The sequence below is a fragment of the Bradyrhizobium barranii subsp. apii genome (genome assembly GCF_011516635.5).
Classification (GTDB): domain Bacteria; phylum Pseudomonadota; class Alphaproteobacteria; order Rhizobiales; family Xanthobacteraceae; genus Bradyrhizobium; species Bradyrhizobium barranii.
Genome location: NZ_CP096255.1, coordinates 7,696,514 through 7,721,279 on the forward strand (window position 1 = coordinate 7,696,514; position 24,766 = coordinate 7,721,279).

The 24,766-nt window shown below is 65.5% G+C and carries 27 protein-coding genes; 10 read left to right on the forward strand and 17 right to left on the reverse strand.

The window, feature by feature from the left end:
• The first annotated feature begins 29 nt into the window (after positions 1 to 29).
• Positions 30 to 1,670, forward strand: coding sequence for an exodeoxyribonuclease VII large subunit (xseA, locus tag HAP41_RS36920; RefSeq protein ID WP_166083957.1), 1,641 nt, complete (start codon positions 30 to 32; stop codon positions 1,668 to 1,670).
• Positions 1,671 to 1,852: 182 nt separating this feature from the next.
• On the opposite strand, the gene HAP41_RS36925 is transcribed toward xseA, so the two are convergent.
• Entirely contained in the window at positions 1,853 to 2,002 is a 150-nt protein-coding gene (locus HAP41_RS36925) for a hypothetical protein (RefSeq protein ID WP_008130160.1), read from the reverse strand.
• Positions 2,003 to 2,226: 224 nt separating this feature from the next.
• Positions 2,227 to 3,051 (reverse strand): dienelactone hydrolase family protein, encoded by an 825-nt coding sequence (locus tag HAP41_RS36930; RefSeq protein WP_166083918.1) that lies wholly within the window; start codon positions 3,049 to 3,051, stop codon positions 2,227 to 2,229.
• A gap of 194 nt (positions 3,052 to 3,245) precedes the next feature.
• On the opposite strand from HAP41_RS36930, the gene HAP41_RS36935 reads away from it, so the two are divergent.
• Positions 3,246 to 3,473: a DUF2093 domain-containing protein gene (locus tag HAP41_RS36935; protein ID WP_014491939.1), complete on the forward strand. Its 228-nt coding sequence runs from the start codon at positions 3,246 to 3,248 to the stop codon at positions 3,471 to 3,473.
• A 154-nt stretch (positions 3,474 to 3,627) separates the two neighbouring features.
• On the opposite strand, the gene HAP41_RS36940 is transcribed toward HAP41_RS36935, so the two are convergent.
• From HAP41_RS36940 to HAP41_RS36980, 9 genes are all read right to left on the reverse strand, one after another.
• Entirely contained in the window at positions 3,628 to 3,936 is a 309-nt protein-coding gene (locus tag HAP41_RS36940) for a hypothetical protein (RefSeq protein WP_166083905.1), read from the reverse strand.
• 534 nt (positions 3,937 to 4,470) lie between these two features.
• Positions 4,471 to 4,641: a hypothetical protein gene (locus HAP41_RS36945; RefSeq protein ID WP_166083903.1), complete on the reverse strand. Its 171-nt coding sequence runs from the start codon at positions 4,639 to 4,641 to the stop codon at positions 4,471 to 4,473.
• A 386-nt stretch (positions 4,642 to 5,027) separates the two neighbouring features.
• Positions 5,028 to 5,363 (reverse strand): GYD domain-containing protein, encoded by a 336-nt coding sequence (locus tag HAP41_RS36950; RefSeq protein WP_063985608.1) that lies wholly within the window; start codon positions 5,361 to 5,363, stop codon positions 5,028 to 5,030.
• A 297-nt stretch (positions 5,364 to 5,660) separates the two neighbouring features.
• Positions 5,661 to 6,677 (reverse strand): tetraacyldisaccharide 4'-kinase, encoded by a 1,017-nt coding sequence (gene lpxK, locus HAP41_RS36955; RefSeq protein WP_166083886.1) that lies wholly within the window; start codon positions 6,675 to 6,677, stop codon positions 5,661 to 5,663.
• Positions 6,670 to 8,004, reverse strand: a complete 1,335-nt coding sequence (locus tag HAP41_RS36960) for a 3-deoxy-D-manno-octulosonic acid transferase (protein WP_175618018.1) — start codon at positions 8,002 to 8,004, stop codon at positions 6,670 to 6,672. Before HAP41_RS36960 ends, lpxK begins: the two co-directional genes overlap by 8 nt.
• Complete coding sequence (locus tag HAP41_RS36965) at positions 7,967 to 8,680, reverse strand: lysophospholipid acyltransferase family protein (protein ID WP_063985611.1); 714 nt, start codon at positions 8,678 to 8,680, stop codon at positions 7,967 to 7,969. The genes HAP41_RS36960 and HAP41_RS36965 overlap by 38 nt, the downstream gene beginning before the upstream one ends.
• The gene (locus HAP41_RS36970; protein ID WP_014491932.1) at positions 8,677 to 8,919 is read right to left on the reverse strand and encodes a DUF4170 domain-containing protein; all 243 of its coding nucleotides are present in this window, start codon (positions 8,917 to 8,919) and stop codon (positions 8,677 to 8,679) included. Before HAP41_RS36970 ends, HAP41_RS36965 begins: the two co-directional genes overlap by 4 nt.
• A gap of 60 nt (positions 8,920 to 8,979) precedes the next feature.
• Positions 8,980 to 9,798, reverse strand: coding sequence for a 3'(2'),5'-bisphosphate nucleotidase CysQ (locus HAP41_RS36975; protein WP_166083872.1), 819 nt, complete (start codon positions 9,796 to 9,798; stop codon positions 8,980 to 8,982).
• Positions 9,785 to 11,188: a TldD/PmbA family protein gene (locus HAP41_RS36980; protein WP_071909514.1), complete on the reverse strand. Its 1,404-nt coding sequence runs from the start codon at positions 11,186 to 11,188 to the stop codon at positions 9,785 to 9,787. The genes HAP41_RS36975 and HAP41_RS36980 overlap by 14 nt, the downstream gene beginning before the upstream one ends.
• 275 nt (positions 11,189 to 11,463) lie before the next feature.
• Between HAP41_RS36980 and HAP41_RS36985 the strand changes: the two genes are divergently transcribed.
• Positions 11,464 to 11,982, forward strand: coding sequence for a DUF6101 family protein (locus tag HAP41_RS36985; protein ID WP_071909513.1), 519 nt, complete (start codon positions 11,464 to 11,466; stop codon positions 11,980 to 11,982).
• A gap of 113 nt (positions 11,983 to 12,095) precedes the next feature.
• Here HAP41_RS36985 and ubiA read toward each other — a convergent pair whose 3' ends face one another.
• Together ubiA and HAP41_RS36995 are read right to left on the reverse strand one after the other, a co-directional pair.
• Positions 12,096 to 13,028 carry a 4-hydroxybenzoate octaprenyltransferase gene (gene ubiA, locus HAP41_RS36990; protein WP_166083823.1) on the reverse strand — a complete coding sequence of 311 codons (933 nt, stop codon included), beginning with the start codon at positions 13,026 to 13,028 and terminating at the stop codon, positions 12,096 to 12,098.
• Positions 13,025 to 13,684, reverse strand: coding sequence for a hypothetical protein (locus HAP41_RS36995; RefSeq protein WP_166083821.1), 660 nt, complete (start codon positions 13,682 to 13,684; stop codon positions 13,025 to 13,027). The genes ubiA and HAP41_RS36995 overlap by 4 nt, the downstream gene beginning before the upstream one ends.
• A gap of 211 nt (positions 13,685 to 13,895) precedes the next feature.
• Between HAP41_RS36995 and HAP41_RS37000 the strand changes: the two genes are divergently transcribed.
• Positions 13,896 to 14,660, forward strand: coding sequence for a 16S rRNA (uracil(1498)-N(3))-methyltransferase (locus tag HAP41_RS37000; RefSeq protein WP_166083810.1), 765 nt, complete (start codon positions 13,896 to 13,898; stop codon positions 14,658 to 14,660).
• A 56-nt stretch (positions 14,661 to 14,716) separates the two neighbouring features.
• On the opposite strand, the gene HAP41_RS37005 is transcribed toward HAP41_RS37000, so the two are convergent.
• A complete protein-coding gene (locus HAP41_RS37005; RefSeq protein ID WP_166083799.1) occupies positions 14,717 to 15,727 on the reverse strand; it encodes a helix-turn-helix domain-containing protein in 1,011 nt (336 codons plus the stop codon).
• Positions 15,728 to 15,737: 10 nt separating this feature from the next.
• A complete protein-coding gene (locus HAP41_RS37010) occupies positions 15,738 to 16,244 on the reverse strand; it encodes a hypothetical protein (protein WP_063985619.1) in 507 nt (168 codons plus the stop codon).
• A 609-nt stretch (positions 16,245 to 16,853) separates the two neighbouring features.
• On the opposite strand from HAP41_RS37010, the gene HAP41_RS37015 reads away from it, so the two are divergent.
• The 5 genes from HAP41_RS37015 (at position 16,854) to HAP41_RS37035 (ending at position 21,961) form a co-directional block, all read left to right on the forward strand.
• Entirely contained in the window at positions 16,854 to 18,005 is a 1,152-nt protein-coding gene (locus HAP41_RS37015) for an ATP phosphoribosyltransferase regulatory subunit (protein WP_166083775.1), read from the forward strand.
• A gap of 3 nt (positions 18,006 to 18,008) precedes the next feature.
• Complete coding sequence (hisG, locus tag HAP41_RS37020) at positions 18,009 to 18,986, forward strand: ATP phosphoribosyltransferase (RefSeq protein WP_166083768.1); 978 nt, start codon at positions 18,009 to 18,011, stop codon at positions 18,984 to 18,986.
• Positions 18,987 to 19,071: 85 nt separating this feature from the next.
• Positions 19,072 to 20,118 (forward strand): glycosyltransferase family 2 protein, encoded by a 1,047-nt coding sequence (locus tag HAP41_RS37025; RefSeq protein ID WP_063985621.1) that lies wholly within the window; start codon positions 19,072 to 19,074, stop codon positions 20,116 to 20,118.
• Positions 20,115 to 20,960, forward strand: a complete 846-nt coding sequence (locus HAP41_RS37030; protein ID WP_166083748.1) for a ChbG/HpnK family deacetylase — start codon at positions 20,115 to 20,117, stop codon at positions 20,958 to 20,960. Before HAP41_RS37025 ends, HAP41_RS37030 begins: the two co-directional genes overlap by 4 nt.
• A 125-nt stretch (positions 20,961 to 21,085) precedes the next feature.
• Positions 21,086 to 21,961, forward strand: a complete 876-nt coding sequence (locus HAP41_RS37035; RefSeq protein ID WP_166083738.1) for a DUF2076 domain-containing protein — start codon at positions 21,086 to 21,088, stop codon at positions 21,959 to 21,961.
• Positions 21,962 to 22,034: 73 nt separating this feature from the next.
• Here the strand turns inward: HAP41_RS37035 and HAP41_RS37040 are convergent, their stop codons facing one another.
• On the reverse strand, positions 22,035 to 22,850 hold the full coding sequence (locus tag HAP41_RS37040; protein WP_166083736.1) for a L,D-transpeptidase: 816 nt from the start codon (positions 22,848 to 22,850) through the stop codon (positions 22,035 to 22,037).
• A gap of 314 nt (positions 22,851 to 23,164) precedes the next feature.
• On the opposite strand from HAP41_RS37040, the gene HAP41_RS37045 reads away from it, so the two are divergent.
• Positions 23,165 to 23,944 (forward strand): protein phosphatase CheZ, encoded by a 780-nt coding sequence (locus tag HAP41_RS37045; RefSeq protein ID WP_166083724.1) that lies wholly within the window; start codon positions 23,165 to 23,167, stop codon positions 23,942 to 23,944.
• A gap of 189 nt (positions 23,945 to 24,133) precedes the next feature.
• Here the strand turns inward: HAP41_RS37045 and HAP41_RS37050 are convergent, their stop codons facing one another.
• Positions 24,134 to 24,655 carry a hypothetical protein gene (locus HAP41_RS37050; protein WP_166083719.1) on the reverse strand — a complete coding sequence of 174 codons (522 nt, stop codon included), beginning with the start codon at positions 24,653 to 24,655 and terminating at the stop codon, positions 24,134 to 24,136.
• Positions 24,656 to 24,766 lie beyond the last annotated feature (111 nt).

Here is a 24,766-nt window from a genome sequence, read left to right on the forward strand (position 1 = left end):
AAATCCTTAACGTCGGGTCTGACCCCAAAATGCCGAATCGTTTGCCGATGCCGCCTGCGGAACCACTGCTCAACGCCCCCGAATTCACCGTCTCCGAGCTCTCGCAGTCCCTGAAGCGGACGGTCGAGGACGCCTTTGGCCATGTCCGGGTCCGTGGCGAGATCTCAGGCTTCCGCGGCGCCCACTCCTCCGGCCACTGCTATTTCGCGCTCAAGGACGAGAGCGCCAAGATCGAGGCAGTGATCTGGAAGGGCGTGCACGGGCGGATGCGCTTCAAGCCCCAGGAAGGGCTCGAGGTCATCGCCACCGGCAAGCTCACGACCTATCCGGGCTCCTCAAAATACCAGATCGTGATCGAGGCGCTGGAGCCGGCCGGCATCGGCGCGCTGATGGCGCTGATGGAGGAGCGCAAGAAGAAGCTCGCCGCCGAGGGCCTGTTCGACGAGGCGCGCAAGCAGTTGCTGCCCTGGCTGCCGGAGGTGATCGGCGTGGTGACCTCGCCGACCGGCGCCGTCATCCGCGACATCCTGCATCGGCTGGAGGATCGCTTTCCCCGCCACGTGCTGGTGTGGCCGGTCAAGGTGCAGGGTGAAGGCTCGGCCGAGCAGGTCGCAGCCGCAATCCGCGGCTTCAACGCGCTGCCGGAAGGCGGCAAGATTCCGCGGCCCGACGTGCTGATCGTGGCACGCGGCGGCGGCTCGCTGGAGGATCTCTGGTCGTTCAACGAGGAGATCGTGGTGCGGGCGGCAGCCGAGAGCATGATCCCGCTGATCTCGGCGGTCGGGCACGAGACCGACATCACGCTGATCGACTTCGTCGCCGACAAGCGCGCGCCGACGCCGACGGCAGCGGCCGAGATGGCGGTGCCGGTGCGCAGCGATCTCTTCGTCGAGGTCGCCGATCTCGCGCGGCGCACCCGCGCCTATTGGCAGCGTGCCCATGAGAGCCGCCGAAGCGAGCTGCGCGCCGCCGCGCGCGCACTGCCCGCGGCAGGCGATCTGCTCGCGATCCCGCGGCAGCGGCTGGATTCGGCGGGCGCGTCGCTACCCCGCGGCCTCAAGGCCAACACGCACGCGCATTTCCGCCGGTTTACCGCGGCGAGCGCAAAGCTGACGCTGCGGGTGCTGCACGGGCAGATTTCGCAGGCCGATCACCGCCTCACCGTGTGCGGCGAGCGGCTCGGCCTGTCCGCGCGCTCGCTGCTGCGGCAACGGCGCGACCGTTTCGCCGGGCTGGAGGTGCGCTTGCGCGCCTCGAAACTTTCGAATGCGCAGGCGCAGCGCAACGCAATTGCCCGCCAGCGCGAGCGCACGCATCGTCTGGCCGAGCGCGCGGGCCGCGCGCTTGTCACGCTGTTGCAGCGGCTGGATGCCCGCATCGAGAACAGCGGCAAGCTGCTCTCCGCTTTGTCGTATCGCGGCGTGCTCGCACGCGGTTTTGCCTTGGTGCGGGATGAAGCCGGCCATCCCCTGCATGCGGCGGACGCGATTGGTCCCGGCGCGCGCGTCGAGATCGAGTTTGCGGACGGCCGTGTCGGTGCGACGGCGGATGCGGATCGTGCAGTTCCGACGGCAAAGCGTGCGTTGGCGCAAGCAAAGCCGGCCGCGCAAGACGCAAAGCCCGCGCCGAAGCGCGCGGGCAAGCCGGTGGATCAGGGCAATTTGTTCTGAGCGCCACGGCGGCGTTCCGCCCACGCTGTCATTCCCCGCGAAAGCGGGGAATCCAGTACGCCGCGGCGTCTCGGTGAATCACAGCTGCCTCGGCGTACTGGATCGCCCGGTCAAGCCGGGCGATGACAGTGAGTGCGGGGGACGCGTGTCGCCACAACCTCGTCATTGCGAGCGCAGCCCGCCTACCGGCAGGACAATCCCGCGTCGATCGTGGTCCAGAAGCCGCAATGTTCCGGCGCGATCATCGGCGCGCCGGCGTGGGCTTCGAACAGGAAGATCGCGACGGTGAAGACGATCAGTGCGGATGAGAACAGGACGAAGCGGTTGCGCATGAGGACTGCGTTTAATCGACATCGTGGTCGAACTAAGGCGCCGTCACCTGCTGAAACCGCCGCGACACGCGATACGTAGATTCACGGTCGGCCATACTCCGTGCAGGGCGGTGGTCGATGCGGGGCTGTCCGCCAGATTTGTTCCTCGGGCGGCCCCGCTTCCGCCTTCGCTCTATCGAGCTACGGCGGGACAAGCCCGCTCCATCCGAGCTACAGGACCGCCCTCACCGCGCCAGCCACTCCGCGACTTCCTTCTGCGACTCCGCGCGCGCCTCTGCGTCCGTGCCGAGATGGCCGTGCTCGGGCGCGGCCGCGTCGGTGGTGCCGGCAGCTGCGTGCAGCGGCGTATTGGCACGGTCGAAATCGTGATAGGCGCCGGGATAGACCACGATGCGCGTGAGCGCGCTGCGGCCGCGCGCGCCGTCGACCATCTGGCGGCAGGCCGGCGGCGACGAGACGTCGTCATTGGCGCCGATCAGCAGCAGGGTCGGCACCCGCGCGCTCCAGCCGAGGCCGGCGGAGATCCGGCAATCCGGATAGAACGCGATCGCCGCGCGAAAATCCGGCCCGGCTTCGCGCGCAGCGCTCTGCGGACGCACCGCCCAGAGCAGTGCGCTGGCACCGTTGGCCCAGCCGATCAGGCTGACGCGGTCGCGCGCGACCCAAGTCTGCTTCATCAGCCAGGCGCGCGAGGCCGCGATGTCGGCGACGCGCTCGCGACGGGCCTTGACGTGCATCTCCTTGACGCGGCATTGCGGCCCGAGCTCGCGCGAGCCGTAGCTGTCGGGCAGCAGCACGGCGTTACCGGCCTTCAGCAGTTGCAGCGCCCAGTCGCGATAGCGCGGCAGCACCGATTCTGAATGATTGCCGAGGCCGCCGCAGCCGTGCAGCGCGATCACGGTCGGAAACGGCCCCTCGCCTTCGGGCTTGTAGAGCTGCGCATGCAGGATTCCGGACGACAGCGGAATGTCGACCTGCTGCGGCGCCGGCGCGGCGTGCGCGGCCGACATCAGCAACATCAGGAACAGGGCGGTCAGTCGAAGGCGCATCGGATTCTGCCGTGGAAGATGCCGGAACCGGCCATCCCTCGCGCGAAGCACTATCATGCGGAAACGGCGGCAAAACATCACAAACCGGTGGGTTTACCGGGCGGACAAGCCACCCTATCTATGCTAAATCCCGTCCAACACATCGTGCCCTCCAGGGTTTTCCGCGGAGAGGCCTTCCACGGAGACTTTCGACCGTGCTGAACAAGTTCGGCCCCTCGGGCCATGGCGAAGCGCAGGTGCAATATCTCGACGGCGATTTCCGCGTGATCTCGCCGGGGACCTTCGTGCGCTGCGCGATCACCGACACGCGGATACCGCTCGACGAATTGAAGTACTGGAGCGTGGACCTGCAAGAGGCCTACGCCACGCCCGCCGCCGTGCTGCAGCGGCATTTCCCCGGCGCGCTGAAGCCGCAGCCGTGATCTCGTAGGGTGGGCAAAGGCGCGACGCGCCGTGCCCGCCATCTCTCTACGACCGCAACGAACAACGTAGGCCGGCTTCCGCCTTCGCTCGCTCAGCTTCGGCGGACAAGTCGCCTTGCCCGCCCAACGGTACCGAGTTCGTGGCATCGCACGGCTATTGCGGCTCGGGACCATCCGCGCCCACACAGGTCTTGATGAAAGTCTTCCTGGTCTCACCGACGACTTTCTGATCGATCGCCTGCTTCAGACAATCGACCCGTGCCTGCGCCATGCAGAGCTGCATCTGGTCGCGCTTGTCCTGGCCCTTCAGGCTTTGCGTCGTCGCAAGACACGTGACGCGCTTGGTCGCGGGGACTGGCACCGTGCCGGTTGGAGCAGCTGGAGCCGTCGTCGGCGCCGTCTGCGCAAACACGGGCGCAATGATCAGACACAGAAGACTGGCAGCGACGGATGGCAGTTTCATCGGATTCTCCTGATCGTCTGGAACCGATAGGCGTCTAGCGATGAATGTTGCCTGAATGGCAGGCTGCTACAGGGTGAGCAAAGTGTAACTCTCCTGCCGGCGTCGCACGAGCGGCACAGCCTTTCGCGCAGCATGAGGATGGAGACGATGTTCGCGCGTACCTGGGCTGCGCGCCTCACCGCCGAAATGTTCTCCGTCGCGCCGATTCGCGTTGCATCGAATCGCGCTTGCACTCCGTGGTAAGTCACTTCGCGCTGTGGTTGGATTTTTCGTTGCGGTTCGGCGCCCTTAAGTTGTTTGACGAAGTTCTGGTGAAACAGAGCGCTGCTAGAGTGCGCGTTAGGTAATTAGCCCTGCTGCTTTGTCGCACAGACCATCAAGTCAACCAAACGACCATTGAGCTTTGGAATTGATGCAGTCTGTGAACGGGCTCACATCGGAAGAGCCATCTGACGGGCTACGATCACCTCGAAAATTCGCGGTGGATACTTTTTAAATCGAAAGTCAACGATGGGGGTGATCATGCCCACCATACTAGACATGCTCTATCGTGAATATTGCCGCGCCCGCCTCGCTGAAATGCGGAAACAGCTTCTGATCATAGCTCAACGCTCTGAAGCTTCCGAAGCGCATCATCATCTTGCGGATCAGGGTGACGATGAGAGGACGGACGCACAACGCAAGACCGGTCGCGGCGTGCCGCATTGAAGCGGCCCGAGACCGGCGAACTCTCCCGCGTAGCAGTGACCAAGCAATTGGCGGCAGTTTGGGAGCAAGCGATGAATACACCCGAATGCTATACTGTCATGGTGGCCTGCGTCTCGTGCCTGACCATCATCGGAATGATGGCTGTTGGAGCCTGGTGAGGGGACTGACCGCTGAGCCGGGCTTGCACGCCCTTGACGGGTCCGCTGGCAAGCACGTTCAGTCGGACCTGTGGCGCCGGACACAGCACGCGCCCTCCCGCATCGTCCGTCGATGAACGCCGGAAGGCCTTCGCCTCGCCTCAGCGCGCAGACCTGCTTTTTGCTGTGAGGTAAGCGTTGCCGCCGCCTGATACGATTGCGGCGGCCTCGCTTGAGATCCGGATGTCAGCCTCCGGGCGGACTATACGAAGAGCGCAGCTTCGCCGCGTTCTGGCGGACCTGCTTGATCTCGTCCTGCGTGAACAGCCGGGTCAGTTTCACGTTCTGCAGGGTGCCGACCGTGACGGTCAGACCGGAGATGGCGGGAGCCGTGCTCGGATCAGGCACATCGAAAATCACCAGAACGCCCGGACCGTCGGCAGCAACGCTGTACATCGAAATCAGCTTGCCGCCGGCCGCTTCAATGAGTTTTGTCGCCGCCTCCTGGCGATTGATCGTGGGGTTTTCCAAAATGGCGTTGAGAGCGCGTGGTGTATATTGTCCAGTGAGGCAAAAATGCATGGCATGTTCTCCTCTGAGCTTTTGGCAATAACTCTCCGGCCGTTCCGAACTGATCGTAACGGTCTCGCATCTGAAATGATGATGGTACGTTGCCCGCCGTGGGCATAAACGCCGCCGATGATTGCCGGGAGTTCGGCACGTCCCGGTGACGGCTCTCATGCGAGGCTACATCAACTCCCGAACGTGCGGAAGACAATTCATCCGCCGCGACATGTCGCATATCGCAAGGCGCGCGGTGTTGGGCTACGGCGGAGCGCTTTGCCCACGCCAAGAAATCATCAGGAAATCATCAAGACATCATCGCCTGCCGAACCGCCGCTCGCGCGCCTTGTAGAGATGATCGCTGATCAATTGCCGGAGCGCTGCCGGATCATCGAATTCGAGCTGCACCGCGAACGGCACGATGCCGTCGGGCACGCCTTCGCGGCCGCGCAGGCGCGCAAGATCCTTTTCCGTCGTCACCAGCGTGAGCTGCTCGCGCTGCGCCTCCGCTGCGAGCGCCGCAATCTCGTTCTGCGAAAACATGTGGTGATCGGCGAAGGGGCGCGTGCGCGCGACCTCGATGCCGCAGGCACGCAAGCTGCGGAAGAAACGCGCGGGATCGCCGATGCCGGCGAACGCAAAGACTCGTTTGCCGAGGAGTTGCGCGACCGAGGCCGCATCCGGCTTCAGGCGCGCGCGCAGCTCCGGCTTGTTGCGCTTCGCAAGCTCCGCCGCGACATCGTTGGCGGCATGGCCATTGCCGATCAGCACCAGCGCATCGGTGCGCGCGAGCTGCGCCTTCAGCGGCGCGCGCAAGGGACCGGCCGGAAACACCTTGCCGTTGCCGAGGCCGCGCTCGCTGTCGATCACGATCAGGGAGGCGTCCTTCAGCAGGCGCGGGTTCTGGAAACCGTCGTCCATCAGGATCACGGTCGCGCCCAGCGACTTCGCGAGCGCAACGCCTTCGAGACGGTCGTGCGCGACCACGACAGGAACGTCGCGCACCATCATCAGCGGCTCGTCGCCGATGTCGGAAGCGGTGTGGCGCTCGCGGTCGACCATGACCGGACCCTTGAGGCGCCCGCCATAACCGCGGCTGAGCACCACCGGCGTCTCGCCGAGCTCGCGCAACAGCTTCGTCAGCGCGAGCACGGTCGGCGTCTTGCCGGCGCCGCCGACATGGTAGTTGCCGACGCAGATCACGGGGATGCCGGCGTCAAAGCCCTGGCGCAGCATGCGCCGTTCGGTGATCGCGCCATACAGCAGACCCAACGGCCGTAACGCATGAGACTTGAAGGAACGCGGCCGGTACCAGAAGGCCGGCTCACGCATTGGCGGCCCCCATCTCGATGGTAAGCTGCAACAGATAGGGCTCGAGCGCAGTCATGGTGCGATTGAGTGCACCGCCGAGATCCTCGACCACGCCTGAGCCTGCGCGCTGCATCCCGTCGCGCACCATGGGATCGGCCAGCAACTGGCCGAGCTGCTTAACCAGCGTCTCCTGCGTGTCGGCCTGGCGCGCGCCGCCGCTGCTGTCGAGTGCCTCGTAGACATCGGCGAAGTTGAAGACGTGCGGACCATGGACGATCGCGGCGCCGAGCTTGATCGCCTCGATCGGATTCTGGCCGCCATGACGGATCAGCGATCCGCCCATGAACACGACCGGCGAGAGGCGGTAGAACAGGCCGAGCTCGCCCATGGTGTCGGCGACATAGACGTCGGTCGCGGCCGTCGGCAATTCCTCGCGCGAGCGCAACGCCGGCTTCAGGCCCGACGCCGTGATCAAGCCCGCGATCGAGGCGCCGCGATCCGGATGCCGCGGCACGATCACCGTCAGAAGCTGCGGGAAGAAACCGACGAGACTGCGATGCGCCGCGACCAGCATCTCGTCCTCGCCCGGATGGGTCGAGGCCGCGACGATGATCGGGCGGCCACGCGTCATCGCCGCCAGCCGCTCGAGCTTGGCGGGATCGGCCGGCGGCGCGGCCACGTCGAGCTTGAGATTACCTGTCGTGACGACGTCGCGGCCGCCGAGCGCCGAGAAGCGCTCCGCATCGGTCTTCGACTGCGCCAGGCAGATGTCGAACCGCGACAGGAGCGCCGAGATGGTGCCGTACATCCGCCGCCAGCGCGGAAAGGAGCGCGGCGACATCCGCCCGTTGATCAGCACCATCGGCAGGCGGCGCGCGGCGCCCGCCAGGATCAGGTTCGGCCACAAATCGGATTCGATGAACAGCGCCAGCGACGGCTTCCAGTGATCGAGGAAGCGCGCGACATAGCGCGGGGAATCATACGGCACGTATTGATGGATGACGTCGGGCGGAAACCGCTTTGCGACGACGGCGGCGGAGGTGACGGTGCCCGAGGTGAGCAGGATGCGCAGATTGAGGTCGCGCAGGCGCTCGATCAGCGCGGCTGCGGCGAGCACCTCGCCGACGCTGGCGCCGTGAATCCAGACCAGGGGGCCGTGCGGACGCACGTCCCGGGACAGGCCTCGCCGCTCGCCGACGCGGGCGGGATCCTCCTTGCCCTGCTTCAGCCGCCGCTTGATCAGCGCCGGCGCAAGCGGCACCAGGCCCGAGGCCAGGCGCCGGTACATCCGCAGCGTTATCGGCAGCGAGTTAGCCATCTTGGGGCCCCGGACGGCCGAGTTGCGCATAGGCGCGGCGGGTCGCCTCGTTCAAGGTCTCTTCCAGCTCCAGCCGCAGCGCTTCCATGGTGGCGGCGTCGGCATCCGGCGGCACGTGGATTTCCTTGATGCCGACCAATGCGCCCCGCCCGAACGGCAGGTTGATGGTGGTGCGGTCCCAGTTCTTGAGCCGGATGAAGCGGCTGGTCGCCATCGCGAAAGGCATGATCGGCCGCCCCGATTCCCGTGCCAGCATGATGATGCCGAGCCCGGCCACGCGCGAGCGCTTGGGGACATCGGCGGTCAGCGCGACATTACAACCGTCCTGGAGCGTGTGCACCATTTCCCTGAACGCGCCCACCCCGCCCTTGCGGTGGAAGGCGCCGCCGTGGTCACCGGAACCACGGATGAGGCCGATGCCGAGCCGCTCGACGGCGATCGCGTTGAACTCGCCGTCGCGATGCCGCGAGATCAGGACCTTGGCCCGGTAGGACTCCTTGGTCTTGATGAAGGGCGTGAGGAAATGCTGGCCGTGCCAGAAGGCGAAGATCGCGGGGATCTGCGGCTCGACGATGTCATAGACGTCAGGCGGATCGAACGTGAATTTGTTGGTCCGCCAGACCAGACGCAGATATTCGGCCGCCAGAACCCCGACGGCACGCTGAAACCAGCTGCTTCGCAGCGTATTGCGAAGCAGTTTTTTCAACGCGCCGGTTCTTGATTCGGGTCGAGCAGCCGATGGAGATGGACGATGAAATAGCGCATCTGCGCGTTGTCGACCGTGCTCTGCGCCTTGGCGCGCCAGGCGACGTGGGCGGACGCATAGTTCGGATAGAGGCCGACGATCTCGACGTCATCGAGGTTCTTGAAGGTGTTGTGCTCGAGATCGAGCAGCTCGCCGCCGATGACGAGATGCAGCAATTGTTGCGGGGCACTATCTGGCATGGGTTCTGTTCCTAACGGGCTGCCCGGCAAAGCAGTGTTCGAGAAGCACGGCGGACGCACTCAGGGCAAGGGCCGATTTCGAAAATGCGCGACGATGCCCGCATGACGATCGCGACCCGCTGCCACCAGCACCCCGTGCGTGACTTCCCGGCGGTTATAGAGGATGGGATCTCCGGAGAGGTCGCTCATCCTACCATCCGCTTCCTGCACGATCAAATCGGCCGCCGCAAGGTCCCAATCATGGCTGTTGCCCGCGGCAAAAGCCGCATCCAGCACGCCATCGGCGACCCGGCACAGGCGCAACGCGAGCGAACCGATTCGTGGATGCAGCTTGATGTCGCCGCCGGCAGTATTGAGCCGCTCGACCATCGGCTTCGGGCCGGCGACGCGGGAGAAGTCGAGCGCGGATCCGGACGCCGCCCGCACGGCTTTGCCGTTGAGCGTCGTGCCCTGCCCGCGGGCCGCGAAGAAGAACTCGTCGGTTGCGGGCGCGAACACCGCAGCCAGCACCGGCGAGGCATCCTCGACCAGCGCGACGCTGACGCACCATTCGTCATGGCCACCGAGATAATTGCGGGTGCCGTCGATGGGATCGACCACCCAGGTCCGCCGCCGCGACAGCCGCACCTCATCGTCGGCGCTCTCCTCGGACAGCCAGCCATAATCGGGCGTCGCCGAGCGCAGGCGCGCTTCGAGCAGGTCGTTGACGGCAATGTCGGCTTCCGACACCGGCGAGGACGCGCCCTTGGTCCACGTCCTCAATTCGGTGCGGAACATCGACTGCGCGAGGCTGCCTGCCTCCCGCACCGCGTCTTGCAGCAGCGCCGCGTCGCGCGTCGGGATGGTTTCGTCGGTTGAATGCGCGTCAGCGTCCGCCAAGCGTCAAACCCTCGATGCGCACCGTCGGCGCATTGATGCCGTAGCGGAACTCGAGATTGTTCGCCGGCTGCATCGACTTGAAGATCTCGAACAGATGGCCTGCGATCGTCACTTCGCTGACGGGATAGGTCAGCTCGCCATTCTCGATCCAGAAGCCGGAGGCGCCGCGGCTGTAATCGCCGGTGACGCCGTTGACGCCGGAGCCGATCAGGTCGGTGACGTAGAAGCCCTGCTTGATGTCGGCGATCAGCTCGGCCGGGGTCGGCGTGCCCGGTTCGAGATGCAGATTGTACGGCCCCGGCGACGGCGAGGACGAGACGCCGCGATGGGCGTGGCCGGTGGTGGTGAGGCCGAGCTCGCGCGCGGTCGCGCAGTCGAGCAGCCAGGTCGTCAGCACGCCCTCGTCGATCAGCGCGATCTTCTTCACCGCGACGCCTTCGGCATCGAAGGTCTGCGAGCGCAGGCCGCGCTTGCGCAGGGGATCGTCGATGATGCGGATGTTCTTGGCGAACAGCTGCTGGCCGAGCTTGTCCTTCAGGAAGCTGGTCTTGCGTGCGATCGAGGCGCCGTTGATGGCACCGACGACATGGCCGACCAGCGAGCCCGCAACGCGCGGATCGAACACGACCGGCACCTTGCAGGTCTCGACCTTGCGCGGATTGGAACGCGCCACGGTGCGCTCGCCGGCGGAACGGCCGACGACTTCCGGCGACAGGAGATCCGCGCCGTGCGGCGCCGAGGTGAAGTCGTAATCACGCTCCATGCCGGTGCCTTCGCCCGATATCGCGGTCGCCGAAATGCCCTGGCTGGAACGCAAATAAGAACCATGGAAGCCGGTGCTGGTGACGAGCACCATGCCGCCCATGCCGGCGGAGGCGGAGGCGCCGCCGGATTTGGTCACGCCCTTCACGGCAAGCGCGGCAGCCTCGGCTTCGAGCGCACGGCGCTCGAGCTCGGAGGTCGCGGGCACGTCGGGATCGAGCAGATCGAGATCAGGGAAGTCGCGCGCGAGCAGCGCGGGATCGGCGAGGCCGACATATTTGTCGTCGGGCGCGACGCGCGCCATCGCAACCGCGCGCTCGGCAAGCTTGGTCACGGCATCGCCGCTGACGTCGTTGGTCGAGACCACCGCCTGGCGCTGGCCGACCAGCACGCGCAGGCCGACATCGTCGCCCTCGGAGCGTTCGGATTCCTCGACGCGCCCGTCTCGCACCTCGACGCCCTGCGAGACGCCGCGCACGGCGACCGCATCGGCCGCATCCGCACCGGCGCGCTTGGCCGCCTCGACCAGCCGCTGCGCGAGATCGGAGAGAGCGGTCTGATCGAACAGGTCGCGATTGGCTTTGGACGAATCCTGGGGCGAAAGCGTCGAGCTTGGTGAAGGGTTCACAAACGAAATCCTGTTGCGGCGGGAGGTTTCGGGCGATACCGGCCCTGAACACCAGATGTGCCCAATTGGTACGGACTTCAAGCGTTTTCAGCCCGCAAAAAGCTCAGATTCGCAAGTCCAGCGCAACGTCTCGTCAATCATGCGTGCCAAGGTCTTGTCAATCATGAGCGGCGGTGACGCTGGATTAACCAGCCTTTTTAAGTGGTTTCGGAACGGCGCGCGCTAAGGTCCTCGCATCGACCGGGAACATAATCCCGGCGGGGAGAACTAAAGCCGTGAGGCGTCAAACAGCAACAAGCGGGATCGCTCCCGCCGGGTCGGGCCGCAGCTTGCGGCTCGACCCTCTTTCCCTTCCGGTCCGCTTCGATGCGCACGATCCGCGCGCCGACGGATACACCAGACAGATCGAGCTTCATCGCGAGCGTGTCGTGCTGCGCCGTGCCGTCCGCGGCATGCAGATGGCGATCAACGTCCGCGTCAGCGACTTCATCGGCGTTGCGTTGCGCGGCAATGACGAGGCGCAGACCCTCGTCCTCGTGCATCGCGATCCCTCGCTGTCCGTTCCGCTGCTGGTCAGCACCGATGGCGACGAACTCGCCGAGGCCTGGGCGATCTGGAGCGAGCTATTCGCGCTTCCGCAGCTCGACGAAGGTGCCCGCAAGCCCACGCCGCGCCGTCGCCGCGCCAACGCGATCCGCGCCCGCCGTCCGAAATTCTTGATGCGCCGGCGCACCGCCATGACGCGCGAGCTGTCGGTTCATCAGGGCGAACGCGAGATCATCGCAAGGAATTGAACGGCACGCACAGTGCCGTAGGGTGGGCAAAGCGAAAGCGTGCCCACCTTTTTTATCTCAATCCCGGGAAGATGGCGGGCACGGCGCAAGAGCGCCTTTGCCCACCCTACGGGCTACGCCGCCCGCATCACCGCGTCGACCAGCAATCCCGCAAACAGCAGGAAGCCCGCATACTTGTTCGAGAAGAACAGGCGCTTGCAGAGCAAGGGGTCGCTGATATCCAGCCGCACGATCTGCGAGGCCAGATGCACGGCGAACGCCGCAAGCCCGAGCCAGGCCGGCCAGCGCGCATCGCCTGAGGCCAGCGCGACGCCGATCAGCATCACCGCAAGCCCGTAGAACAGGATCAGCGCCTGGTGCGTGTGCGCGCCGAACAGCCGCGCGGTGGACTTGATGCCGATCAGCGCGTCGTCCTCGGCGTCCTGGTGCGCATAGATCGTGTCATAGCCGATCACCCACGAAATCGATCCCGCATAGAGCACCAGCGCGGTCAATTCGATGCGGCCGAAGGTGACGGCAAATCCCATCAGCGCGCCCCAGGAGAAGGCGAGGCCGAGCACGATCTGCGGCCACCAGGTGATGCGCTTCATGAAGGGATAGATCGCGACGATCAAAAGCGAGGCGATGCCGGTCAGGACCGCGAAGCGGTTGAATTGCAGCAGCACCACGAGACCGGTCAGCGCCTGCGCGACCATGAAGGCCAGCGCCTGCCTGGTCGTCACCTGGCCCGACGGCAACGGCCGCGAGCGGGTGCGCTCGACCTTGTCGTCGAGATCGCGGTCGGTGATGTCGTTCCAGGTGCAGCCTGCCCCGCGCATGACGAAGGCGCCGATGAAGAACAGCACGATGGTGAGCGGCAGGCCGCGGACGTCGTGCGCCATGCCGGCGGCGAGCGCCGCCGACCACCAGCACGGCATCAACAGGAGCCAGGAGCCGATCGGACGATCGAAGCGCGAAAGGCGCAAATAAGGCCGCGCCCATTGCGGCGCGAGCGTATCGACCCAGTTGCCGGTGGAATCGGCAACGCGGGCGGATGTGTCACTCATCGGGTGAGGACGTTGCCGTTGAGCGTGTCGAAGGTGCTGCCACCCTTCTTGCCGGCATTGGCCTCAGGCGCCGAGCCAGAACCCAACACCTCGCTCAGCGACGGACCGGCCGGACCGCGCGGCTGGTTCTGCATCTGCTGCGCGACGTTGCAGACCTTCGTCGCCATGGCCTCGGTGTTCTTGTGGCCGTCCTTCATCTGCGCGCTGACCTGCGCCGGAATCCCGCACTTCGAGGCGTTGGCCTCGATGTACTTGATCATCTTGGTCTCAGCCTGGCTGAAATTGCGTATCAGCTTGCAGGCTTCTTCCGGCGCGGCGTGACGATCACTCGCGGCCTTGATCAGCTTGCCGCGCTTCTCGGCTTCCTCGCGCAGCGGCATGAAGGTTTTCATGCAGTCCTCGCCGGGACCGCCTTGCGTCGGCGGGGCGGCGCTGAAGGCACCTGCGCCACCGACGGGCGCGGCGCCGTTGACGGGAAACGATCCTTGGGGCGCTGTACCGACCGAAGCGGTCGGCGCCGAGCCGTTCACGGGCGGAAACGCGGAACTGGTTGGGGCCTGGCCAGGCAGCGGCGCAGGGAAGCCCTGCGCGTGGGCACCCGCGGCGCCCAAGGTGACCATGGCGGCAGTGATCGGAACCATCAAACGACGGATCATCAAGGCAGTCTCTCCGGCAGGAGCTTACGGGGTCCGGCGTCTTCCCAATTGAAGCGCAACCAGCGTGCTCGCGATTTTACGATTCCCGCCGGCCCTTAACAACCCGTCGAATAGGGCAAGAGCGCGGCGCGCCGACGCACCGATTTGGCAATATTTACCCCCGAAATGGCGGCTTTCGGTTAATAACGGCGGCGAATTGGACCTTTGAACGATGCCCTCCCACGATTTTCGTGCCCCCCGCCTGTTTGTCGACGTCCCCCTTGCCCAGGACGCCAGGGTTCCGCTCGACCGCGACCAGAGCAATTACCTCGGCAATGTGCTGCGGCTTGCCGCCGGGGCCGAGGTTTTGGCGTTCAACGGCCGCGACGGCGAGTGGCAGGCCGCGATCGAAGGCCGCAAGCGGCCGGACGGCCTCGTCATCCTCCAGCAGGCCCGGCCCCAGGACCGGCTGGCCGACCTCACTTACGTCTTCGCGCCGCTCAAGCATGCCCGGCTCGACTACATGGTCCAGAAGGCCATCGAGATGGGCGCCGCCGCGCTTCAGCCGGTCCTGACCCGCTTCACCCAGGCCTCCCGGGTCAACACCGAGCGAATGCGGGCCAATGTGGTCGAGGCCGCCGAGCAATGCGGCATCCTCAGCATCGCCACGGTGGCCGAGCCAGTGCCGCTGGACCGGTATCTCAGCCAGCGCCCTGCCGACCGGCTGCTCATCTTCTGCGACGAGGCGGCGGAGGTCCAAAACCCCATTCAGAGCCTGCAAGACGCGCGCGAAGCCGGACATGACCAAGGCAGCGTTGGCATCGACGTGCTGATCGGCCCCGAAGGCGGCTTTGCCGAGGAGGAGCGCGCCCTGCTGCTGCGGCAGCCGAAAATCCTGCGGCTGGCGCTGGGACCCCGGATCATGCGGGCCGACACGGCCGCGGTGGCGGCGCTGGCGCTGGTGCAGGCAGTGCTGGGCGATTGGGACGGCACCTAACCTAACCAAGCGAACCTAACGTCGATTCGCGCGCGGCGGCTCTACAGGTTCGCGCTTTAGATGACCTCTCGCTTAGACCGATGCAGGGTCTCGGACGGCAGCTCTCCGAAAGCCGCCCTGTAGCTCGCTGCGAACTCGCTCAGATGCCAGAAGCCATGGCCGATTGCGCAGGCCTTCACACTGCGACGAGCCGGGCCGGTGCGCAGCTGCTTTCGTACCGACCAGAGGCGCAAGACCCGGCTGTAGCGATGAGGGCTCATGCCGCAGATGGCCTGCGTCGCACTCTGGAGGGTCCGAACGGACACGCCCACCCGCTCTGCCAGTTCGGTCGTCTTGTGCCAGATCGCGAGATCGTGGCGGATCAATCGTTCCATCTCTGCGACGATCCGCTGATAGCTGTCCGTCGTGGAGTGCATGGGCCCGCGCTTCACGTTGGACCGAATGGCAGCATCCATTGCGGCGAACAGGGATTGTTCGACCGCCGTTCGCGACGTCGGCTCGTTCAGGAAGTCTGGATCATGTGCCGCGGTTTCAAGCGTCGTGGAAATCGAGCCATGCAGGGAGGCAAGTAGGTCCGATGCCGGACTCAGCAAATGATAGCCGTCATCCAGCTGAGACCAGGGCTCGCGCTCGGGCGGGCTGAAATAGGCGACAGCCCACAAACGCCCCGCCGGCTCATAGACCAGGCAATCGGATCTCCCCTTGAGAACGAGTATGGAGCTGCCAATTGATTGCCCGTTGATGCGGGTGGAGGTCACATGGTCCATCGGCACCGCCACCGCGATGGCGTGCGCCAGATCATAACCGCGGATGATCCGCGGGAAGGTCTTCACCAGAGACAGCGTCAGGATCGGCAGGCTGAGCCGGGCGCGCTTGATTGCAGTCGCCCCGGCCGACAGCGGCATGCTGGATGCGCCGACATATCTCTCACTCTCTCCGAAATGATCGATGTCGTACGATCGGAGCTCGAGAGCCGCGGATGGCTTGAGACCCTGGAACGACAGCAAGCCGTCTAATGCTGTTCTTTGCGTTCCATCGCGAGCAGTATCGAGAAGGCTTTGATCCATATCCTGCCGCTTACTTCGCCTTCCTTGTCGATGCAGCGCCCTTGGGGGCACGCAGATCATCCGGCCCGTTGATGCCGGCGCGCTTGAGATCGCGAAGCAGTTTTGTGAGCAGCAGCATATTAGTCTTCTGCAGTTCGTGATTGTTTCCAAACCTGAATGCGTTCTGCTCGGTCACGATGAGCCCGGCCTTGGTTTCGGCGAGAATCTTTCGTCTCTTAAGTCCCGTCACGCGACGGCGAACCGTCTCGAGCGGCAGGCTGAGGAAGCGAGAGAGCGCCGCGCGGGACACCCCTTGCTTGATCGCATCCGGCTCGACCGCGTGAATGCTGGAAAATCTCTCGTCCAGCGACGGATCGTTCATCACATTGATGACGTTCGCGTTGAGAATCGCATGAACGATCAGTAGGTCCAGCGGATCGAATTCGTCGTAGTGCCGGAACAGCTCGCTGATCGAAAACAGCATATAGGCCAGCGTGTGCCGCGAGACCGTCCGGATAGCATCTGATGCATTGCGCATGAATCGAAACCAACATTCACATTGTAAGCGAAGGCAGAGGCGAACGGGTCATCCGCCATACCCAATATGAGTATGCGACGACTTGCCTGTCCTCCTCAATTTCTCAATGTGACGTTGAGCTTGCGGTTGCTGCATTGAGTCGCATGCCCGGACAGGAATCAGCGACGGGCAATGAGGCTGTCGCGCAGGACGACATGGCCAAGGACGACGATGTTGCATCGGACAGGCGGCGACGCGAAGAACTCGGGCTCATCAAGGCATTTCTCGGCATAAGGGACCCGAGCAGGAGGCAGAATTCTCGAGCTTGCCGAGGAGCTCGCAGATCACGCCGCGTCCGAAACCGCAGGGCTTGCCTTCGCCTCGACCGATGCATCGCTTGGCGATGCGCCCAGAGATCTCCCTGGCCAGACTGAGTGAAAACCAAGCCCCTCCCGCTCTAGGTATTAAAATACCTAAAATACCTTCTGACAGATCGCTGCGTCCCGCCTCCAAAGCCGTTAAGCGATTGATCCTTTGGAGGTCGAAACCGCTTTCGGGCCATGCTAAGGCCTGCGCCAATTCGCCTCCCTTTCGCCCTGCCCGGTTCCACCGGGACGATGGACCCCTGTTATGACCGCGACTGCCACCTCAAATGCTGCCGGCTCCGCCGCCTGGGCGGATACGCTGCTCTTGTCGTTCGCGCAGGCCGGCTATGTCAGGGCCGAGCCCGCGATCCTGCAACCGGCCGAGCCGTTCCTGGACCTCTCCGGCGAGGACATCCGCAAGAGCCTGTATCTGACGACAGACCTGTCCGGCGAGGAGCTTTGCCTGCGCCCGGACCTGACCATTCCCGTCGCTCGCGACTACCTCGCCTCGAACCGCGCCGGCCAGCCGGCCGGGTTCAGCTATCTCGGCCCGGTGTTCCGCTACCGCAGCGGCCAGGCCAGCGAGTTTCTGCAGGCCGGCATCGAATCGTTCGGCCGCCAGGACCGCGCCGCAGCCGACGCCGAGATGCTGGCGCTGGCGCTGAAAGCGACCGCCGCCTTCGGCGTCCGCGATGTCGAGATCCGCACCGGCGACGTGGCGCTGTTCAACGCCCTGCTCGATGCGCTCGACCTCTACCCGGTCTGGCGCCGCCGCCTGGTCAAGGATTTCAACCGCAAGATCAGCCTGGAAAAAGATCTGGAGAAGCTGGCGGCCGCGACCACCGCGACCCGCAGCGAATATGAGGGTGTGCTCGCCGCGCTCGCCGGCTCCGACCGCAAGGCGGCGCTCGCCTTCGTCACCGATCTGATGTCGATCGCGGGCACCACCAATGTCGGGGGCCGCACCACGGCCGAGATCGCCGACCGTTTCCTCGAGCAGTCGACGCTGAAGGGCGGCGCGTTGCCGCGCGAGGCGATCGCCGTGCTCAAGCGCTTCCTGTCGATCGCAGGCAATCCCGACGATGCCGTCGCCGAGCTCCGCGCGCTCACCACGGACGCGAAGCTCGACCTTAGCGCTGCCGTCGACCAGTTCGAAAGCCGGGTCGGCTTCATGGCCGCGCGCGGCATCGACGTGAAGCAGACGCGCTTTTCGACCGCGTTCGGACGCGGCCTCGACTATTACACCGGCTTCGAATTCGAGCTGCATCACAGGGGCAACGGCGCCGAGCCGCTGGTCGCCGGCGGCCGCTATGACGGGCTGATGACCCAGCTCGGATCGGCCGAGCCGATCCCCGCGGTCGGCTTCTCGGTCTGGGTCGACGCGCTGACCCGGATCTGCCGCAAGGTGGGAGCTTAAGTCATGAGCGCGCCATTCGTCCTGGCCGTTCCCTCCAAGGGCCGCCTGCAGGAAAACACCGAGGCGTTCTTCGCCCGCGCCGGGCTCAAGCTGTCGAAGGCCGGCGGCGCGCGCGACTATCGCGGCACGCTCGCGGGCCTCGACAATGTCGAGGTCGCCTATCTCTCGGCGAGCGAAATCGCTTCGCAATTGTCGCGCGGCTTTGCGCATCTCGGCGTCACCGGCGAAGACCTGGTGCGCGAGAACATGGCGGATGCCGACAAGCGCGTCTCCCTGATCGACGGGCTCGGCTTCGGCTATGCCGACGTCGTCGTCGCGGTGCCGCAGGCGTGGATCGACGTCCGCACCATGGCCGACCTCGACGACGTCACCACCGGCTTCCGCGAGCAGCATCACATGCGGATGCGGGTCGCGACCAAGTTCATCAACCTCACCCGCACCTTCTTTCAGAGCCACGGCATCACCGATTACCGCATCGTCGAAAGCGCGGGCGCGACCGAAGGCGCGCCGGCGGCCGGCAGCGCTGAGCTGATCGTCGACATCACCACGACCGGCGCGACGCTCGCCGCCAATGGCTTGCGGGTGCTCGACGACGGCGTGATCCTGCGCAGCCAAGCCAATCTGGTCGCCTCTAGGGATGCCGACTGGTCGCCGCAGGCGCGGGAGACCGCGCGCGTCATCCTCGATCACATCGCAGCAAGGGCGCGGGCCAACAAATACCGCGAGGTCCGCACCCGCTTCCAGCAATGCGACGCCGCCCTGCTCGGCGAAGCCCACGAGCGCTTCGGCGTCGAAGCCCCGTTCGGCGGGCCGACCTCGTCGGGCATGCTGACGCTGCACTGTCCGCCGGGTCAGCTCTATGCGCTGGCGAGCTTCCTGCGCGAGCATGGCGCCGAGACCGTCTCGGTGGTTTCGCTCGACTATGTGTTCGACCGGGAGAACCCGCTGTTCGCCAAGCTCGAGGCGTTCCTGCGGCAGTGAGCCTCAGGTTCGTTCAGCGTAGCGACAGCAAACGGCAGCTACCATATGCTGTTGAGAACCATGGACGCCTCTGGAACCTTGATCAATGACGCTGGGCTCTGACGTTTCCGGCATGACGACCACCGCGGCCAGTGCCGCCGCGAAGGGGCTGTCGATTGTCGTCCCCGTCTACAACGAGGCGGCGGGCCTCGCCGCCCTGCACCAGCGCATTTGCGATCTCGCCAAGACCTTGCAGCAGCGCTATCGCTTGCGTTGCGAAGTCGTCTATGTCGACGACGGCAGCGCGGACGCGACGCTCTCGATCGCCCGGTCGCTGCCGGCCGACGCGGTCGACGTCCAGGTGGTGTCGCTGTCGCGCAATTTCGGCAAGGAGGCGGCGCTGATGGCCGGCCTCGACCATGCCCGGCTCGGCGCCGTGATGTTCATGGACGGCGACGGTCAGCATCCGCCGGCCCTGGTCGAGCAGCTGGTGCGGCACTGGATCGAGGACGGCTATGACGTCGTCTATACCGCCAAGGCGCATCGCGACAACGAGCCCTTCCTGCGCCGCGTCGCCGTGCGCGGGTTCTATTCGCTGATCAATTGGGGCGCGCGCCAGAAGATCCCTGAAGACGCCGGCGACTTCCGCCTGCTGTCGCCGCGCGCGGTCGCAGCGCTCAGGCAGCTGCCGGAGCGCAACCGCTTCTTCAAAGGCCTCGCGAGCTGGATCGGCTTCCGCCAGATCCGCGTCGATTACGAGCCCGCGCCGCGCACCCATGGTGTGACGACCTTCAGCGCCGCGCGTCTGCTCGGTCTTTCGATCGAAGGGGTGACCTCGTTCTCGGTGGCACCGCTGCGCTTCGCCAGCCTGCTCGGCGTCATCCTCGCCGGCGGCGCCTTCCTGTTCGGCCTCTCGATCCTCTGGGAAGTCTGGACCACGGGCAAGCAGGTGCCCGGCTATCCCTCGCTCGTGATCGGCCTGATGACCATCGGCGGCGTGCAGCTCATCATGATCGGCATCGTCGGCGAATATATCGGCAAGATCCTGTCCGAGCTGAAGGCGCGCCCGATCTACTTCGTCGCCGAGCACAGCGAAAAGCATTTCGAGACCGGGAAGGCCGACGACGCCTCGAAGAGGACGGCCGCCGAATGAGCGCGGCCGCGGGCCTGCGGCGGATCTGGCTCTGCGCCGACGATTACGGCATCAGCCCGGGCGTCAATCGCGCCATCCGCGACCTGATCGAACGCGGCCGTCTCAATGCTACCTCTGTGATGATGGTGGGACCGGCGATCGAGCGCGGCGAGATCGAGGCGCTCCAGACGGCGGCGAAAGCGAGCCCGCGCTGCGCGATCGGCCTGCATGTGACATTGTCGGCGCCGTTCCGGCCGCTCACCATGCATTTCCGACCGCTGGACGGCGACATGTTCATGCCGTTCCCGAAGCTGCTGCGCGCCGGCCTTGCGCGCCGGCTCGACCGCGAATTCTTTCGCAATGAGGTCAAGGCGCAGTTGGCGGCGTTCGCGGAAGCGTTCGGGCGCGCGCCTGACTTCGTCGACGGCCACCAGCATGTGCAGCTCTATCCGCAGGTGCGCGACGGCTTTGTCGATGCGGTCAGCGAAGCCGCGCCGAAAGCCTGGGTCCGCCAGGGCGGGCGCGACCTGCCGCTCGTGCAGCGGCTGGCCTCACCAAAAGCCATGGTGCTCGATATCCTGAGCGCACAGTTCCGCCGCCGCGCCGCCAGCGCCGGCCTCAGCTTCAATCCCGGCTTTGCCGGCGCCTATGATTTTACGCGCGAGGCCGATTTCGGCGCCTTGATGCGGCAATTTCTGGACGGCCTCCCCGATGGTGGCCTCGTGATGTGCCACCCCGGCTTCGTCGACGACATCCTCGCCGGCCTCGATCCGATGACGGACGTCCGCGAACGCGAGCATGCTTATCTCTCAGGCGATGCGTTTGCGCGCCTGCTGGCCGACAGCAGCGTCACGCTGGGGTGAAACCGGCGGAAAGCAAGCCGCTGGGCAGCTTGCCGCATACCGAAATTTAATCCGGCCGGCACTGTTGGGGCCACAATGGAACCCTACATCTGCCTCGCGCTTGGTTTGAGCGAGGGAGACTGATCATGACGCCGCAGGAACGCCAGCTCGTCGACGAGCTTTTCGACCGGCTTTCGAAACTGGAAAATGCACCGCGCGATCCCGACGCGATCGCCGCGATCTCCGATGGCCTGCGCAAGGCCCCCGGCGCCGTCTACGCGCTGGTGCAGACCACGCTGTTGCAGGACGAAGCGCTGAAGCGCGCCCATAACCGCATCCAGGAGCTGGAAGCGGCCCATGCGCCCGAGCAGGCGCAGTCCGGCGGCTTCCTCGATACCATGCGCGACTCGCTGTTCGGCGGAGGCCCCTCGCGCGGCTCGGTTCCGAACGTGCCGCCGCGTGACTCGCGGCCAGTCTGGAACACCGGTCAGGCGATGCCGCAGACGCAGCCCGGTTACGGCGCGCCGCCTCCTTATGGACAGGCCTACGGCCAAGGCCCAGGTCAAGGTCCCGGTCAAGCTCCGGGTCAGGGCTATGGCGCTCCGCCGATGGGCGGTGGCGGCGGCTCGTTCCTCGGCACCGCGGCGGCAGCCGCGGCCGGCGTCGTCGGCGGCTCGCTGCTGCTCTCCAGCATCCGCGGCATGATGGGCGGATCGCACCAGCAGGCGTTCGGCGACACCAACGCGCTCGGCGACCGCAGCGCTGGTGGAAGTCCATGGGGCGGCAGCGACCAGTCCGGCGGCTCGCTCGCGCGCGATGCCGGTCTCAACGACATCGGCTCCAACCGCGACCGCGACGACGGTTCCCGCCAGGGCTTCACCGACCAGGCGTCGAACGACCGGGACAACAACAACAACGATCAGAACTACGACGACAACGACCACGACAACGGCAATATGGACGTAGCCGACGACGACAGCGATTTCGGCGGCGGAGACGATGGCGGCAGCGACTACGCGTGAGGCTGCCCGATCAGCGCGACAAACAAAAACGGCCGCCCGGAAGGCGGCCGTTTTCATGTCGAACGTCAGGCGCTCACATCACCACGACCTTGGTGCCGACATTGACGCGGCCATAGAGGTCGATGACGTCCTCGTTGCGCATGCGGATGCAGCCTGAGGAGACGTTGGTGCCGATGGTCCAGGGCTCGTTGGAGCCGTGGATGCGGTAGAGCGTCGAGCCCAGATACATCGCGCGCGCGCCGAGCGGGTTTTCCGGGCCGCCTTCCATGTGCCGCGGCAGGTCGGGCCGGCGCGCGATCATTTCCGCCGGCGGCGTCCAGTCCGGCCATTCGCGCTTGGCCGTGATCGACTTCACACCGGACCAGGTGAAGCCGGGACGGCCGACGCCGATGCCGTAGCGCATCGCCCGGCCGTTGCCCTCGACCAGATAGAGGAACTTGTTCGGCGTATCGACCACGATGGTGCCGGCAGTTTCCTTGCCGCTATAGTCGACGGATTGCTTCTCGAATCTCGGATCGAACGGACGCTGGCGCGGATCGACCGCCTCCTGCTGGAGACCTGCGCCTTGCTGATATCCACCCTGCATCTGCGGCTCGCCCATCGGTGGCAGGCGGCGCTGGTCGTAATAGCCGGGCTGCTGCTGATAAACCGGCTGCTGCGGCGCGTAGGCCGGGCCGCGGCCGGGACTGTCACCGAACAGGAACTCGATGAAGCCGCCGCCCATATTCGCATTGGAGGCGACACGCACCGGCGCCGGCTGCACCTGCGGCTGGTAGAGCACCGCGGGCGGATCGTTCGGCACACTATTGTCGAAGGCGCTGGCGCTGTTCGCGCCGGCAATGAAGGTGCAAGCGCTGCCAAGCAGCGCGACAGACATTTTCTTGAACATCGACGTACTCTGTACTGTTTCGTCTAGATCACATGCGTCGTGCAGAGCCGATGGCTGACCGGCGACCGCGACGTGGTCAATAAAGAGCAAAAGCCGTTTTGTTTGGTAAACGTATCAGCCGATTCGATTCACCACGTCGCGAGCGAGGGTGCAATTTGGCGATCAGCGTTTATTTTCGATGAACGCCGCAGGCCCATGGTTAATCGCTTCTTTTCGCGCCGTCGCGTGCGGCCGCGCAACAGTTCCCGCTGTGAACCTCGTGTTAAATTGCTTCTGTCTACAAAGACGCGTGAGTGAGGTGGGGGGAGTTCCTGATGGCTATTCACCGCAAACGTTTTCGTGTCGAGGAGGCTATTGTCGGCGAGATGCCCAGCCCCGAAATGATTGAGGAGGCTGCGCCGATGCATAACGAGATCATGGCGGAGCTGCGTGCGATCCGCGCACAGATGGCGAAGGGCACCGTGCCCTTGTCCGGCAGCGCGGCCATGGCGGCGATCGACGCCTCCACCGCCCACGAGCTCTCTGAAGCTCGTACCATGCTCGATACCTACCGGGCACAGATCGAGCAGTGCGAGAAGCTGAAGGTCGAGCTCGACCTCATCCACGACGCCATCGATCGCACCAAGCGCGAGATCGCGACGCTGCACGGCAAGAGCTTCGACGGCGGCGAGATGGCCAAGGTCAATGGCGAGCTCGGCGCGGTCGTCGGCGGCACCGAGCAGGCGACCCAGCAGATCCTCGAAGCCGCCGAGTCGATCGACCAGGCGGCCAGCGCGATGTCCAAGGTGCAATCGGCCGACCAGCAGAAGCGGCTCGCCGACGACATCCAGGAACGCGTCATCTCGATCTTCGAAGCCTGCAACTTCCAGGACCTGACCGGCCAGCGCATCAGCAAGGTCATGACCACGATGAAGTTCATCGAGCAGCACATCAATGCGATGATGGAGATCTGGGGCGGCGTCGACGCGATCAAGGCCCATGTGCCCGCGCCGGCCGACACCCGCAGCGACGACGAAAAGCTCCTCAACGGCCCCAAGCTCGCCGGCGACGTCGGCCGCGCCTCGCAGGACGACATCGACGCGCTGTTCGACTGATCGGGCGCGGCACTACGGAAAAACAAAACGCCGGCGAGAGCCGGCGTTTTTTTGTTTTGGAGCCATCCCCTTCACTGTCATCGCCCGGCTTGACCGGGCGATCCAGTATTCCAGAGGCGGCGGTGATTGAGCCGAGAGGCCGCGGCGTACTGGATGCCCCGGTCAAGCCGGGGCATGACGAAGGAGAGACTACGCCCGCGGCGCGCAGCGGACGTAGACCATGTTGCCGTAGCGGGTGGCGGCGTCCTTGTCGATGAACCGGGTGATCAGGACGCGGCCGTCGAAGGAGACGATCTCGCGGTCCTGCTCGCCGGGGGTGGGACCCGCCGGGCCGATGTAGTTCTTGCCGCTGGGCGAGCCCTTCAGCCGCAGCTCCTGCGGCGTCGCCTGGTCGGCGAGATGCATGATCACGCCGCCGGAGGAACCGGCGGTGATCACGTAGGGATTCTTGCACTGCGCCCGGGCCGCGGCCTCGGTGCGGGCGCGGTCGGCCGGATTCTGGAACGAGGCGAGACCCCAGCGGCCGACGATCTCGTCGGCGCGGATGCTCGCCGGCATTTCCGGGCCGGTGCCGGGCTCGGCCTCGGGCGGCGGCGAAGACGACGAGAACGACGGCAGGCTCATACCGCCGCCGCAGGCGCCAAGCAGCAGCGCCAGGCAGGAGGCGGCCGTCAGATTGGCAACCGTGCGTGCGTGAGCTGAACTGATCATGACATTCCCCCGAGCAAACCGTCCCCCAAATGAGACCCCGACCGCATCCCTCCCGCAGCCAAGCGCAAAACCGCTGTCGGAGCAATGACGTCCTTTATACGCCAGCGCGAC

What these genes read in the sequence shown, in the direction of transcription:
- xseA (WP_166083957.1), top strand. Translation starts at nt 30, where the DNA reads ATGCCGAATCGTTTGCCGATGCCGCCTGCGGAACCACTGCTCAACGCC.
- HAP41_RS36925 (WP_008130160.1), bottom strand. Translation starts at nt 2,002, where the DNA reads ATGCGCAACCGCTTCGTCCTGTTCTCATCCGCACTGATCGTCTTCACC.
- HAP41_RS36930 (WP_166083918.1), bottom strand. Translation starts at nt 3,051, where the DNA reads ATGCGCCTTCGACTGACCGCCCTGTTCCTGATGTTGCTGATGTCGGCC.
- HAP41_RS36940 (WP_166083905.1), bottom strand. Translation starts at nt 3,936, where the DNA reads ATGAAACTGCCATCCGTCGCTGCCAGTCTTCTGTGTCTGATCATTGCG.
- HAP41_RS36945 (WP_166083903.1), bottom strand. Translation starts at nt 4,641, where the DNA reads ATGCGGCACGCCGCGACCGGTCTTGCGTTGTGCGTCCGTCCTCTCATC.
- HAP41_RS36950 (WP_063985608.1), bottom strand. Translation starts at nt 5,363, where the DNA reads ATGCATTTTTGCCTCACTGGACAATATACACCACGCGCTCTCAACGCC.
- lpxK (WP_166083886.1), bottom strand. Translation starts at nt 6,677, where the DNA reads ATGCGTGAGCCGGCCTTCTGGTACCGGCCGCGTTCCTTCAAGTCTCAT.
- HAP41_RS36960 (WP_175618018.1), bottom strand. Translation starts at nt 8,004, where the DNA reads ATGCGCAACTCGGCCGTCCGGGGCCCCAAGATGGCTAACTCGCTGCCG.
- HAP41_RS36970 (WP_014491932.1), bottom strand. Translation starts at nt 8,919, where the DNA reads ATGCCAGATAGTGCCCCGCAACAATTGCTGCATCTCGTCATCGGCGGC.
- ubiA (WP_166083823.1), bottom strand. Translation starts at nt 13,028, where the DNA reads ATGAGTGACACATCCGCCCGCGTTGCCGATTCCACCGGCAACTGGGTC.
- HAP41_RS36995 (WP_166083821.1), bottom strand. Translation starts at nt 13,684, where the DNA reads ATGATCCGTCGTTTGATGGTTCCGATCACTGCCGCCATGGTCACCTTG.
- HAP41_RS37000 (WP_166083810.1), top strand. Translation starts at nt 13,896, where the DNA reads ATGCCCTCCCACGATTTTCGTGCCCCCCGCCTGTTTGTCGACGTCCCC.
- HAP41_RS37005 (WP_166083799.1), bottom strand. Translation starts at nt 15,727, where the DNA reads ATGGATCAAAGCCTTCTCGATACTGCTCGCGATGGAACGCAAAGAACA.
- HAP41_RS37010 (WP_063985619.1), bottom strand. Translation starts at nt 16,244, where the DNA reads ATGCGCAATGCATCAGATGCTATCCGGACGGTCTCGCGGCACACGCTG.
- HAP41_RS37015 (WP_166083775.1), top strand. Translation starts at nt 16,854, where the DNA reads ATGACCGCGACTGCCACCTCAAATGCTGCCGGCTCCGCCGCCTGGGCG.
- hisG (WP_166083768.1), top strand. Translation starts at nt 18,009, where the DNA reads ATGAGCGCGCCATTCGTCCTGGCCGTTCCCTCCAAGGGCCGCCTGCAG.
- HAP41_RS37025 (WP_063985621.1), top strand. Translation starts at nt 19,072, where the DNA reads ATGACGCTGGGCTCTGACGTTTCCGGCATGACGACCACCGCGGCCAGT.
- HAP41_RS37030 (WP_166083748.1), top strand. Translation starts at nt 20,115, where the DNA reads ATGAGCGCGGCCGCGGGCCTGCGGCGGATCTGGCTCTGCGCCGACGAT.
- HAP41_RS37035 (WP_166083738.1), top strand. Translation starts at nt 21,086, where the DNA reads ATGACGCCGCAGGAACGCCAGCTCGTCGACGAGCTTTTCGACCGGCTT.
- HAP41_RS37040 (WP_166083736.1), bottom strand. Translation starts at nt 22,850, where the DNA reads ATGTTCAAGAAAATGTCTGTCGCGCTGCTTGGCAGCGCTTGCACCTTC.
- HAP41_RS37045 (WP_166083724.1), top strand. Translation starts at nt 23,165, where the DNA reads ATGGCTATTCACCGCAAACGTTTTCGTGTCGAGGAGGCTATTGTCGGC.
- HAP41_RS37050 (WP_166083719.1), bottom strand. Translation starts at nt 24,655, where the DNA reads ATGATCAGTTCAGCTCACGCACGCACGGTTGCCAATCTGACGGCCGCC.